The organism is Proteus vulgaris (genome assembly GCF_023100685.1).
Lineage (GTDB): Bacteria > Pseudomonadota > Gammaproteobacteria > Enterobacterales > Enterobacteriaceae > Proteus.
Genome location: NZ_CP090064.1, coordinates 3,222,555 through 3,234,823, shown reverse-complemented (window position 1 = coordinate 3,234,823; position 12,269 = coordinate 3,222,555). Strand labels below are relative to the sequence as shown.

Here is a 12,269-nt window from a genome sequence, read left to right as displayed (position 1 = left end):
TGTTTTATCCATTAAGAAAATGCAAAGAAACACCCACACACCTTGGTGTGCAGGTGAAAAGAAGGATTAACCTTCGAGAGGGGCGCGCCAGTCGTCAGAGCCAGACGTGCCTGCAACGGTGTGTTCCCAATCAATTTTGCGATAAGACAGGGAGACTTCGATCAGTTGTGTGAAGTCTGATTTTGCCGGATCTTGGCAGTGTGGCATTTGGCAATCGATGTTGACGATAGTCGCATCGGTTAATGTGGTGGTGAAGAAATGCTCTTGTTTCCCTTCAACTGAAGTGCGATACCATTTTAAGGTGGTTTTCGGCAGCATTTCGCCTGAGGCTAATGCGTTATACAGCAAAGGAACGGCTTTGTTTAGCGCCACCGTAAAACGGAAAGGTTTATGGGCGCGTTGACCGGAAGGCTGACCCGATTGTGGATCAGTCGGTACGGTGACTACGTGAGAAAATGCTTGCACCAGCATTTCATCTTCGTGACCTTGAACATAAATATTACCGACGGATTCCGCGGTAAATGCGCCCGCAGTGATGTTACCTTGAGTTTTCCCTTCGATAGAGATATAGCATGGAGTTGGCATGGCAAGTCCTTAATTTATAGTGAATAATCGTTTCTCAACAAAATCATTTTGTTGAAGTCCTTTCGATAAAAATCAGCCAGTGCGCACAGCGATTTGATAAGAGTAGCTTAAGTAATTTTGGAAGGAAGTAAAGAAAGCGGCAGAAAGAAAGGGCGTTGTATCCTCGTAGGATAAGTGACTTAGCGTAAAATAATTGTTCACGCGATATTTAATGCTTTCGTTTCTTATTATAAGTGTATTTGCTTATATGATTTACTTTCGTAAATGTCCGAAATCTCGCTAAAGCCAGTCCGTTCTAATGTACATGGATTTTTAATATGTAACAAAATGTGTATTTTGTTTCAAATTGTAACAATGTTGATTTATAAGGAAAAATTAAGGTCTATTTTACAAAAATAATCAAAAAAAGACTTATCTTGTTATTGGTTTAAAAATGAACACTTAAAATTTGGTTATACAAAGAGATAAATATAATCTTAAGTATGGTCATTTCAACTACCTCCTTATTTTCTTCTGAATCACTATCAAATAACCAGCCCATTGTTATATTTCTTATCATTATCTCCTTTTTATATACCCAACTTATTATCTTAGTAACATTAGTAATTTTGTGGATTATTTGTTAATCAATTTATTTAATTCAACTTATTTATTTGTAATTTGAATGTGTAATAACGTGATGTTTAACAAGTGGGTTGTAGCACTTTAATAGTGGAAAATTTTATATATTGATGAAAAAACCAAGAAAACAACTAGTTTGATATGCTCTAATCTTACTTAATTGACTTAAATAATCGATAAAAAACAAAATGATAATTAATCCCCTTCTTTGTATAAGTAAATTAAATAGTACGGATTTTTAAGAAAAAAACAGATGAAAAAGTTTACAAATACTTTACTAATAGTTTACAAATGAAATAAGATATCGTTATTGTTTTAATGCTAATAATTCATTGAGTAAAAGGAACGAGTAAAATGGCGATATCTAGAAGAAAATTTATCATTGGTGGAACAGTCGTGGCTGTAGCGGCTGGTGCGGGAATTTTAACACCAATGTTAACTCGCGAAGGGCGCTTTGTTCCGGGTACACCAAGACATGGTTTTGTTGAAGGTACGGAAGGGGCTTTACCAAAACAAGCGGATGTTGTTGTTATTGGTGCGGGTATTCTCGGTATTATGACGGCCATTAATCTTGTGGAACGTGGTTTATCTGTTGTGATTGTAGAAAAAGGTAATATCGCGGGTGAGCAATCTTCTAGATTCTACGGTCAAGCAATTAGCTATAAAATGCCTGACGAAACATTCTTATTACACCATTTAGGTAAATATCGCTGGCGTGAAATGAATGCAAAAGTAGGTGTTGATACCACTTATCGTACACAAGGCCGTGTAGAAGTTCCTCTTGATGAAGAAGATTTAGTAAACGTAAGAAAATGGATTGACGAAAGAAGTAAGAATGTTGGCTCAGATATTCCATTTAAAACCAGAATTATTGAAGGGGCTGAATTAAATCAACGTCTTCGCGGTGCAACAACAGATTGGAAAATTGCTGGCTTTGAAGAAGATTCAGGTAGCTTCGATCCAGAAGTTGCAACCTTCGTTATGGCTGAATACGCTAAAAAAATGGGCGTTCGAATTTACACTCAATGTGCGGCTCGTGGCTTAGAAACACAAGCGGGTGTGATTTCTGATGTTGTAACAGAGAAAGGTGCAATTAAAACTTCTCAAGTTGTTGTTGCTGGTGGTGTTTGGTCACGCCTATTTATGCAAAATCTCAATGTTGATGTACCAACACTGCCTGCCTATCAGTCTCAACAGTTAATCAGTGGTTCACCAACAGCACCGGGTGGCAACGTTGCTTTACCGGGCGGTATTTTCTTCCGTGAACAAGCTGATGGTACTTACGCAACTTCTCCTCGTGTTATTGTGGCTCCAGTAGTGAAAGAATCTTTCACTTATGGTTATAAATATCTGCCATTATTAGCTCTACCTGATTTCCCTGTGCATATTTCTTTAAATGAACAATTAATCAATTCATTTATGCAATCAACACATTGGAATTTAGATGAAGTTTCTCCGTTTGAGCAATTTAGAAATATGACAGCACTGCCAGATTTACCTGAGCTAAATGCTTCATTAGAAAAATTAAAAGCAGAATTCCCAGCCTTTAAAGAATCGAAATTAATTGATCAATGGAGTGGTGCAATGGCTATCGCACCAGATGAAAATCCAATTATCTCAGAAGTTAAAGAATATCCAGGCTTAGTGATTAATACAGCGACAGGTTGGGGTATGACAGAAAGCCCAGTATCAGCAGAATTAACAGCTGATTTGTTACTTGGTAAAAAACCTGTTTTAGATCCAAAACCATTTAGTCTTTACAGATTCTAATCCATATAGTTTAAAAAGCCCTCTAGTAGAGGGCTTTTTTTGTATATACTTAATCATAACTAAACTTATTGTTTTAATTAATTGAAAATATTATTTGGGTTATGAAATAATATTGTTTTTTTATAAGTTAGATATTTAAATAAATAACTATCTATTTATTCTAAATAAAATGTAAGTTGATAAAAATAAGAGCAACTGCTATTGTTGCTTCAATATAAAGGATTATTAATTAATAATAGAATAAGGATATTTATATGGCTAACCGTTCTTACTTATATAGTATTTCTAATCAACCTAGTAATCATAATGATCGACCTGATATTGTTTATGGATTATCTGAATGGGCTTACTCTGTTCCTCTAATACATCGAATTCTGATGTCTGGTGATCCTAAACGATGTGAGTCTTTGATCTTCTCTGGATTAGAAAGTGATGATTTTGATGAAGATGAATGCGAAATTGATGAAGAGCAAGATCTTCCTTTATATGCAGTAACCAGTCATTTTGAACCCGGATATAAACGATTAAAGAAATTTTTATCCATTCTTGAAGTTCTCTTTTCTGATGTAAAAAGTCATATTGTCGAAGATATTCAGGAAACAATTTGTTTCTTAGAAAAAAATAAATTGCCTTATTTAATATTAGATACTGTTGAAATTGATATGATGTTAATTTCAGGTGCTGATAATTTACGAGATGCTGTCGATGAAGAGGTTGAACGCTGTTTATCTATAGGGAAAGTTATTGATGAGTTACCTGATAATATTGAAGAAGCAGCGAAGATAATAAAATCAGCCATAATAAAACCTAAAGCGAATGAGCTTTATGTTTTCTCTGATATTCGATTAGATGAAACTTACGATCATATTCGTTGCGGTGAGCCTCTAGGGTTGTCTTATTGGAGTAATGAATTATATTATTATCTGCTTAATAAAAAAGAATTCGAAGAAAATAAATAATAAGCACTCCCAATAATCTAAAAGTAGATTGTTGGGGGGGGGTATTAATTAATATTAATTTAAATAAAAACTATTTATAATAGTGTATTTTCTATTTTTCTATTTTTATAAAAGATATTTTTGCTATTGCATATTTTGTTTTTCTTTATTTTAAAATAAAAGCAATTAATATTATTAATAGTGATATAAAACTAATAATAGTTAATATTATCATGCTGTTAAATAAAGAATATAATAAAATGTAAAGATATAAAAAATGAAAATAAAAATATTAGATAGGTTTGTACTAATTTATAATATTTTTAATTCAGTTTTTAATTGTTGTTATTTGAAAAAATTATTATTTATTTGTTGAGTTATAATTTTTTAATATAGTATGAAATTGTTACAAAAATAATAACATAGAGATATCTTTATGATGTATTATAGCTTCTATATTAATGATAAACATCCATCTATAAATTATTGATTATATCCATATGTTTTTATTTTAGAATAAAGCCCTTTTTTCTAAGAAAAAAATAGATAAAAACTATCTAACATATTGAGTTACATGTCGATTACGAATTCGATATTTAATACTATTGCGTTACTCTAAATATGATGTAGATTAAAATAACATATAGAAATGTAAATTACTTTAAATTTAAAATATCGGAATAACCTTATTAACAGAGTTCGTGAAAGTAAGTACTGTTACGAGTGTTCAATAACAAATGGTTAAGTATTTTCAGTTTATGATTTGATCGTTTTTAAACTGTAATTCGGTGTTTTATCGATATGATCATCTAATAAAAGAAGGAGAACAATGGGATGATTAACACCAAAGTTGGAAATAGAATAAAAATGATAAGAAGACAATTGAAAATAACAGAGAATGAAATGTCTGAAAGGTTGGGAATAAGCATATTACATTATTCTCAATTAGAAGATGGGCATTTAAAAATAACGGTAGATCAATTGATTACTATTTCTTTTATACTGGGTGTTACACCTCAAAGCTTAATTTTAGAGGCTAAAAAAACAGATTTTATGATTTTTGAAGATAGAGAATCAATAACACAACCTAGTGAGATTGTAATATTTAGAAAGAAAAAGGTAGTTTGAAGAAATAGTATTATAATATCTTTATTAACATTGAGTTCAGATAAATATATTAAACTGTATTTTTAATTGTTTTAATTAAAGTTATACTTCATTAAAACTTAATAAATAATAGCATAAATGCCATCTTATTATGAGATGGCATTTATGTATTTAATGGCAGGACGTTGTACCGGTTCTATGATTTATAGCACCGTTTCTAATCAGTAGCCTCTGCATATCTTTAAGATTATTTTGGCAAGCATAGCTTAATGCACTATGATTATAAGAAAATAGTGATGTATCTTGTGTTGTGGTAACAAGATTAACATCTGCACCTTGAGAAATAAGATATTTTACAATATCAATGCGATTATTGCTTGCAGCAATCATAATAAAGGTTTCACCATCACTTTCTACTCTTTGATTATTAATTTCAATATCACTTCTCATTAGGGCGTGAATTTTTTTGACTACATTAACGTTGTTTCCTAATACAGCTGACTTAAAGACATTATAAACATCGCCTTTATCTGTAGCCCATAAATTAGCACCTTGAGAAATAAGATAATCAACCATTTCCTCATCACCAATAAATGCGGCCCAACCTAGTGCTGTTTGGTCTAAGCTACCTGTATCTTTTGCTTCAATATCTTGACCATTAGCAAGCATCTTTTTAACTTCATTTAAATCACCGTGTTTAACAGCATCAAACCATAGCGCATTTCTACCTGTACTTGGTGAAGTATAGAAAACACGATGTGGCAAGCGTGATTTATTAGCCAACTCAATCATATCAGAATAATTTGATTTAAAAGATTGATATTCTGGTGGATTATTTTCATTAATAATCAATGCTTGTGCGCCAAAAGAAACCAATAATAATGAAATAACAAACATTTTTATATTCATTCAAACACCTTACAATCTAAATAATTAATAAAATCTACTACAATTAGTTTATTAAAAATTAATATTTATTAGTGTTGATAATTGAAACAGAATGTAATTAAGGTGTGTTTTAGTAATACGTATTTGTAATAAAGATAAATCTTATTAATTGATTTGTTTCTTTAGTGATTTAAAATACGTATTTTTACTTGTATTTTGTTGAATATAATGAGAATTATTCATTTTTAGTCATTATATGATAATTTAATTGTGTCATGCACTGATGGTTTAATACTGTAATTTTATTATTATCTTCTTTTTTAGTTATTAATTTAAAAGCTATTTTGTAATAACTCGTTACTTTTTAATGAATATTTCTATCAGTATTAAAAATAGTGCAATTATGATTATTTTTAACTTTTCAATATTTAATTTAATGATAGGTTATTTTGTCGATTTTATAGTCTTTTTCATCTATTGTTATTTTTGATTTTAATGTTGAATTATTGTTTTTAATTATAAATTCTTCATCTGATCTATAATTTGTTTCTGATTGAGAACCAGTAAAAGTTATATTTAAACTGAAATTATTTTTTTTACTGAAAATATAGAGATTAGCAGAGGATAGTTTATAATCAGGATAGCGAATATCTCTTTTCTCATAATCAACTAATGGTAATTTGTTTTCTTTATTGTTCATGATTAAATATATTTCTGATTCTATTACCTTATTTTTATCATTTTGATATACAAGGTCTAATAAAATTTTGTATTCATTCTCATCAGGAAATGTAAAGTTTATTGAACCAATATTAGTTTTAGAAGATAAAATATCTTCTTGATTTAGTGTAATATCTGCAACTTTTATTGGTCTTGGCTGATTATTATAATAATTAATAACAGGTTCTGATCGAGTATTGTTAGATGGGCTTATTCTTTCATCTTCAGAGTCAAAAATTATTTTAATAAAATCTATAGGGCCAACAAAGATAGCTCCTCCATAAGGTGAACCCATAATACAACCACTTAATAAACTAACAATGGTAATAAGGATTAAGTTCCTTATAAAATACATATTTTTTTCCTTATTTAGAACGTAATAACGAATATCGATTTAATAGTTGTTTAAAATGGTTATCTATTTGTTGATATTCATAGTCTGAAATTGCATTTTGTGTTGGTTGCTTTTCAAGTAAGCGTAACTCTTCCTCTAAAGGCTTAGCTTGGTTGAAATGTTGGCGAACTTTAAAAATGATCGATTTTAATTCAGAGCCTGTTATGTAATTTTTGGGATTACCATCAAAGCTATCTAGCCTTTGGCTTAATCCGTCGAGTTCAGCCATCCCTTTAGACCATTGATTGAGTTGTTCATCCGTGGTGGCATTTATTTTTAGATTATTTTTCCAAAGCTGCGTAAATGATAAAAGCTCTGGATTATCTTCATACTGCTCATTCAAATAACTGATTACTTCAAGTCCATAACTCTGTGCCCATGTGGGAGAAAGTAATGCGAGTTCATCTAAACGTTGTTGTATCACGTCAATCTGCTCAGAATTGAGTATTTTTGTTATATTTTTACCATTTGCAGTTTGCTGTTCAATAAGAGAGCCTGCATGTGCATTAATAGTTGGAATATAAGGAAAAGCATCTGTCAGATTGTTATTTTTTAATTCAGATAACCAAAAATAAAATAGGATAACAAAAAATAAACTACTGGTTAATGTGCCAATTAAAATACCTTTCCATAATTCTTGATGGTTGTTTTTTTTAGCTGGTGTTTGTAATGCAATAGATGGGGAGATATAGGTTTTAGGTGGTATGGTCTTTTCAGTTAAATGAGGGGATGTAGATAATGCTGATTCAGCAATTTGAGGTTGATTGTTTTCTTCTTTATTAATAATAGGTGATAAATCAGGTGAATAAAAATTATTATCTAATGTATCTGCATTTTCTAGTTGTCTCGCTTGGGTGATAATTAAATTTTGTAAATAATCAAACTGGATAAGATGTTTTATTTCTAATGTTTGAAGGTGATGATTAATATTTTTTAATAACTCTTCAATTTGATAAAGAATAGGTAAGTCAGTATAAACAAATGTTGTTCCTCGAATGCCAGAAATTAATTGTTGGCTTAATGTAGAAAGAATATTAATACGAGTATGTGTTTGTACAGGCCATAATGTTTGCCAATACTGAGTTAATATTTTATGGGTTAGATAAAGGCCTTCATTTAAACCATCTAATCCAGACTGTTGCTGACGAGATAAAACAAACCAAGCTGCTGTTTGAAGATCAACACCATTTTGATTAAATAAAGAAATACACAATTCATGGACATATTGCCAATTAATATCAGGGCGTGCTGGATGAAAGCGTTTATCAAGTTCCTCTTTAATATTAAGAAATTGATTAAATACACGAGGATCACCTCCAACAGGAAGTGAGTCTAAGTAAGAGTTCATAGAAGCCTCAAGTTAATTTAAGGTCTAAATGCTATAAGATAAAGTTAAACAAAGGAAAATAGGCTAAGAATAAAATGAATGGAAATATATTTACGATAAGTTAAATTGTTTTTTTAAATGATGGAGAAATATTCGTCCATCAGGAGAAAATTCAGTGCCATAACGTATAAGCCCTCTTTCATGTAATTCAATATCTAAAGAATAATATAATTTTCCAAATTCATTTTCAGGTAATATACCTAGTGTTACTGATTTTATTCTAGGTTCATACTTGAGTAATGTTTTTGATAATATTGCCATTACTTTATGTGAACTTCCTGGTAATCCTTGAATAAGTTTGCTCATATCGGGTAAGCCATAATCAGGTAGATGTTTTAATGTTCCTGCTCGTGAGTTTAATATTCGACGAATATTATCCATAACAGATAAAATAACTTGGTCTTCTTCGGAGATGGCATCTACAGGCAATCCTCCAGAAAAATATCCCGTTAGCATTTCATAAAGAGAGGGTTGTGGCATCGTTATTTTTTATCCAAAGGTTGTAATGTTAGTGTATTTTCAGCTAACTCAATTTTTCGTGCTTTATCAGGATCAAGTTCATTTTTAGGAATAACAATACGCCAGTTATTTTTAATTTCATCAGGAGTGTGAAACATTACTGCTATTGCAACAAATTCTGTTTCTTTCTCCATTGGCATATCTAAAGAAATAGATTCTCCAGGACGAATACGTAAGTCTTTTTGTGTTAGCAATGAAGATTTTAAAATATCGTTATTTTGATTAAACAGCGAAAGATAATCACTATCATTAAAGGTGTCAGCAGATTTTAGTTGGAATACTCTAACAATGACGGAAAGTGAAGAACCGTTATCGTCAGTATTAAGTGCTTCTCGTGCAGTAAAATCTAAATGTAGCACTTTAATTTGCTTATAGAAAATAGATTTAGTTAAAGAGACTGTACCATCACTAATAGTTTGTGTTAGACCACATCCTGCAAGAGTAAAAACACCAATAAGTAATAGTGCTAGTCGGTAAGTATGGGAGAAAAATATTTGAGGTTTAGAATTGATAATTGCCATATTCATCACTTTTATAATGTTGAGTGCGGAGTGTTAGATATTGATAAAAACCAAGGCCGATGGTGATAAAAGAGGGCGTTGATGGTTTTTCAATAATGTAATGAGGTCGCATAACTGCAGTTCTACCCAGTTGCACACCTTGGCTTTTAGAGGTGCTCAGTGTTGCATCAGGTAATAAATCTCTTGGTAGTGTTAAACGCAATCGTGCATTAACGCGAGAACCTAAATAAACACGAAGCAATGCCATAAAATCTTGATAAATACTGCCATCAGGTAGCCAGCCTTTTGCTTCATCTTTATTTTCAGTATGTAACTTTATTAATACTTGGCTATTTACGTCTATCGCATAACTCCCCAAAACGGGTTTGTTTTCTAATGTAATAGGGGATGTACACGACATTGCGGTGGGGATCTCTAGCGCTATTCTTCGTGGATCATGAGGAATAATATTGACCTTTGTCGATGGTGCTAATAATTTTACTAATGCACTAATTCCTTCCGCCGTGCGTGTAGGTAAGCGTAATATTCCTAATAAAGCTAAAAAGCGAGATAGGGGAGACTGCACCTGATTAGCACAACCTGGAATACCTAAACCAATTAAACCATAAAGATATTGTGATGTATTATCACTGCCTCCTTCATCGAAGGTTGCAGGATACGAATATTTACGCCAAATTCGATAAAATTGTGTAGTAAGTCGATGGTTAAAAATATCTAAAAAATCAGTGAGTGAATCCGTACCATCTCTATATTGTGCAATATCGTCAAGGTAAGATGTTGGAAGAGGTGAGGTGATACCATAAAGTCCTAGAAAGGTAGTACGTAAGCTTGGTACTGTACTTTTACGATATTTATCAAGGGAGTCAATCCCTTTGATTTCAGTCACTGGAAAACCCATACCTCGATGAGGGCGAAAACGAATAGGATCATCTTTAGGGTCGTGAGAACGCCCTAATTCATAGAACTTAGCATTGGATTTTTCAAGTAGTTGGCAAAAGCGATAGAAATTTATATAAGGTAATTTTTCGCCTAAAGCCTCAATTAACGGGGTAGCTGTGGATTGTGGATCTCTTTCCATTGAATGCGTTTTCCTGTTGGTAAGATAATCAGTGTTAATTGATTAAACAGATGAACATCGGCATAAAGTGCAAAAAAGCGATTAAGCATTTCACCAAATAAATGCATATCCCCTTCACCATTAAAACCATTACTGTCTAATGTCACTTCAATATCAATGCCTCGTTGTAAAAAACCTTTCTCAAAACGCTCAATTAAATGGTGTTCAACATGAATAATGGCATCGAGTTTTCGATGATTCATATCATCATCTCGCCAGTCATAGAGTGCGAGTGTACCTCGGAGCACTTCGGCATTGTCCATCATATTAAGAAAACTTGAACCAAGGTGGCTGAGTACTCGCCAATGAAAGCGATCTTCTGAAGGTGGATAAAGCGGTAAAGTGGGTTTACATAAATTACGAACAGTTAATGGAATTTGTAAGGTTTGTTCTGTTCTATCAAGCAATGTACTTTGCAGTGCTTTACGAGGTAATTGCCCATTAGTGCCAGTGAGTTGTAATGAAAGTGTTTCTGTTTCGGTAGCTAAATCAAGATCTTGTTTTTCACCCCCCAAAATAAGCCAAGTATCATGAAGTCCCGCTACACCACGTTTAACACGGGTATGATAATAACGTTCGGGGGCATTATGGCGTAACATACCACCACGATGACGAAAGCTAGTAAATGGCACATAAATAGATTCATTTGTTCGTTGAGAACCATGTACGCTATCCACACTATAAATTTCAGTATGCCCATCTTGAATACGACGCGGGCGTAGTAAATATTCGCTTTCCAATCCATTAACTGTGAGGGGATCTGCTTCTATATTGAAAAGATTAATAACAGGAATACAATGTAAACGGATATTTTCATCACTTAATGTGAGTGAGCTATCCCATAAAGTATTTAGAACAATATCTAACTCAAATTTTGATGTTTCTTCAGGAAAATGGATATCACCTAATCCATTAAGTGACACAAACATAAACTTTTCACGAAAAGAAAAATATTCCAGTAGCAATTGATAACCACTAAATGTGGTATCACCTTTAGGCCAAAGGGCATCCGTATCCTTAAATCCTCCTGGTGAAAAATAGAGGGGCACCGCTATTCTGTCTTTTGATTGAGGAAGTTTTAAATAGATTTTTGAAACTTGTTTGGTTAATGCTAAATGCAGTGCATTAGTTGTTGGAATATCACCAGATAAATAAAATGAAAGCTTATGAAGGTTAACCTCAGACCAGTTAATAATTTCACTACATGTAAATTTTAACTGAATAACTGAGCGTCCATCTGGCTCAGTTGTTAAATTAACGGTCTCTATTCTTATTGGATTAAGTGTTAAATCTTGCGTTGTTCGATAGTGACAAATTGTTTTTTTCGGGCCAATAGGACGAGAAAGTACCTCGAATTGAGCCGATATTTTATCTGTCATTTTCATTTTCTGAATATCTGGTGTTAATTCAATGATTGATAATGAAGGAATTGTTTGTAAATAATGAGGCCACAATAAACTAACAAGGCCTTCTGTTAACTCAGGTAAATCATCATCAATTTTTTGTCTTAATTGCCCCATTGAAAAAGCAAAGCCTTCAAATAAGCGTTCAACAAAAGGATCGGGTGTACCTGCTTTATCTAAATCGAGCATTGCGGCTCTATCGGGGTGTGCTTGTGCAAACTCTTTTGCGGCTTCTCTAAGATAGCGCATTTCCGCATCAAAATAGCGAAGGGTTAAATCATCCATTAATTTGATACCTT

11 protein-coding genes are annotated in these 12,269 nt (G+C 32.3%); 3 read left to right on the top strand and 8 right to left on the bottom strand.

Features of this window, described 5'->3' with window-relative positions; genetic code table 11:
• Window positions 1-66: 66 nt before the first annotated feature.
• Window positions 67-585: an Hcp family type VI secretion system effector gene (locus LW139_RS15445; protein WP_036939804.1), complete on the bottom strand. Its 519-nt coding sequence runs from the start codon at window positions 583-585 to the stop codon at window positions 67-69.
• Window positions 586-1,560: 975 nt separating this feature from the next.
• On the opposite strand from LW139_RS15445, the gene LW139_RS15440 reads away from it, so the two are divergent.
• The 3 genes from LW139_RS15440 (at window position 1,561) to LW139_RS15430 (ending at window position 5,042) form a co-directional block, all read left to right on the top strand.
• Window positions 1,561-2,976, top strand: a complete 1,416-nt coding sequence (locus tag LW139_RS15440; protein ID WP_109410189.1) for an NAD(P)/FAD-dependent oxidoreductase — start codon at window positions 1,561-1,563, stop codon at window positions 2,974-2,976.
• A gap of 254 nt (window positions 2,977-3,230) precedes the next feature.
• Window positions 3,231-3,935, top strand: coding sequence for a hypothetical protein (locus tag LW139_RS15435; protein ID WP_109410188.1), 705 nt, complete (start codon window positions 3,231-3,233; stop codon window positions 3,933-3,935).
• A gap of 813 nt (window positions 3,936-4,748) precedes the next feature.
• The gene (locus LW139_RS15430; protein WP_166540107.1) at window positions 4,749-5,042 is read left to right on the top strand and encodes a helix-turn-helix domain-containing protein; all 294 of its coding nucleotides are present in this window, start codon (window positions 4,749-4,751) and stop codon (window positions 5,040-5,042) included.
• A 150-nt stretch (window positions 5,043-5,192) separates the two neighbouring features.
• Here the strand turns inward: LW139_RS15430 and LW139_RS15425 are convergent, their stop codons facing one another.
• The 7 genes from LW139_RS15425 to tssF all read right to left on the bottom strand — a co-directional run bounded on the left by LW139_RS15425 (window position 5,193) and on the right by tssF (window position 12,255).
• The gene (locus tag LW139_RS15425) at window positions 5,193-5,930 is read right to left on the bottom strand and encodes an ankyrin repeat domain-containing protein (protein ID WP_208105153.1); all 738 of its coding nucleotides are present in this window, start codon (window positions 5,928-5,930) and stop codon (window positions 5,193-5,195) included.
• Window positions 5,931-6,342: 412 nt separating this feature from the next.
• Window positions 6,343-6,924: a hypothetical protein gene (locus LW139_RS15420; protein ID WP_247850177.1), complete on the bottom strand. Its 582-nt coding sequence runs from the start codon at window positions 6,922-6,924 to the stop codon at window positions 6,343-6,345.
• A gap of 70 nt (window positions 6,925-6,994) precedes the next feature.
• Window positions 6,995-8,371, bottom strand: coding sequence for a VasL domain-containing protein (locus LW139_RS15415; protein WP_247850176.1), 1,377 nt, complete (start codon window positions 8,369-8,371; stop codon window positions 6,995-6,997).
• A gap of 90 nt (window positions 8,372-8,461) precedes the next feature.
• Window positions 8,462-8,890 carry a type VI secretion system baseplate subunit TssE gene (gene tssE / locus LW139_RS15410; protein WP_247850175.1) on the bottom strand — a complete coding sequence of 143 codons (429 nt, stop codon included), beginning with the start codon at window positions 8,888-8,890 and terminating at the stop codon, window positions 8,462-8,464.
• 2 nt (window positions 8,891-8,892) lie between these two features.
• Window positions 8,893-9,456 carry a type VI secretion system lipoprotein TssJ gene (tssJ, locus tag LW139_RS15405; RefSeq protein WP_166540096.1) on the bottom strand — a complete coding sequence of 188 codons (564 nt, stop codon included), beginning with the start codon at window positions 9,454-9,456 and terminating at the stop codon, window positions 8,893-8,895.
• Window positions 9,431-10,528 (bottom strand): type VI secretion system baseplate subunit TssG, encoded by a 1,098-nt coding sequence (tssG, locus tag LW139_RS15400; RefSeq protein WP_166540095.1) that lies wholly within the window; start codon window positions 10,526-10,528, stop codon window positions 9,431-9,433. The genes tssJ and tssG overlap by 26 nt, the downstream gene beginning before the upstream one ends.
• Window positions 10,492-12,255, bottom strand: a complete 1,764-nt coding sequence (gene tssF, locus LW139_RS15395) for a type VI secretion system baseplate subunit TssF (protein WP_166540094.1) — start codon at window positions 12,253-12,255, stop codon at window positions 10,492-10,494. Before tssF ends, tssG begins: the two co-directional genes overlap by 37 nt.
• Window positions 12,256-12,269 lie beyond the last annotated feature (14 nt).

Excerpts from the sequence above, each read along its gene's own strand:
- LW139_RS15445 (WP_036939804.1), bottom strand. The coding sequence starts at position 585 with ATGCCAACTCCATGCTATATCTCTATCGAAGGGAAAACTCAAGGTAAC.
- LW139_RS15440 (WP_109410189.1), top strand. The coding sequence starts at position 1,561 with ATGGCGATATCTAGAAGAAAATTTATCATTGGTGGAACAGTCGTGGCT.
- LW139_RS15435 (WP_109410188.1), top strand. The coding sequence starts at position 3,231 with ATGGCTAACCGTTCTTACTTATATAGTATTTCTAATCAACCTAGTAAT.
- LW139_RS15430 (WP_166540107.1), top strand. The coding sequence starts at position 4,749 with ATGATTAACACCAAAGTTGGAAATAGAATAAAAATGATAAGAAGACAA.
- LW139_RS15425 (WP_208105153.1), bottom strand. The coding sequence starts at position 5,930 with ATGAATATAAAAATGTTTGTTATTTCATTATTATTGGTTTCTTTTGGC.
- LW139_RS15420 (WP_247850177.1), bottom strand. The coding sequence starts at position 6,924 with ATGGGTTCACCTTATGGAGGAGCTATCTTTGTTGGCCCTATAGATTTT.
- LW139_RS15415 (WP_247850176.1), bottom strand. The coding sequence starts at position 8,371 with ATGAACTCTTACTTAGACTCACTTCCTGTTGGAGGTGATCCTCGTGTA.
- tssE (WP_247850175.1), bottom strand. The coding sequence starts at position 8,890 with ATGCCACAACCCTCTCTTTATGAAATGCTAACGGGATATTTTTCTGGA.
- tssJ (WP_166540096.1), bottom strand. The coding sequence starts at position 9,456 with ATGAATATGGCAATTATCAATTCTAAACCTCAAATATTTTTCTCCCAT.
- tssG (WP_166540095.1), bottom strand. The coding sequence starts at position 10,528 with ATGGAAAGAGATCCACAATCCACAGCTACCCCGTTAATTGAGGCTTTA.
- tssF (WP_166540094.1), bottom strand. The coding sequence starts at position 12,255 with ATGGATGATTTAACCCTTCGCTATTTTGATGCGGAAATGCGCTATCTT.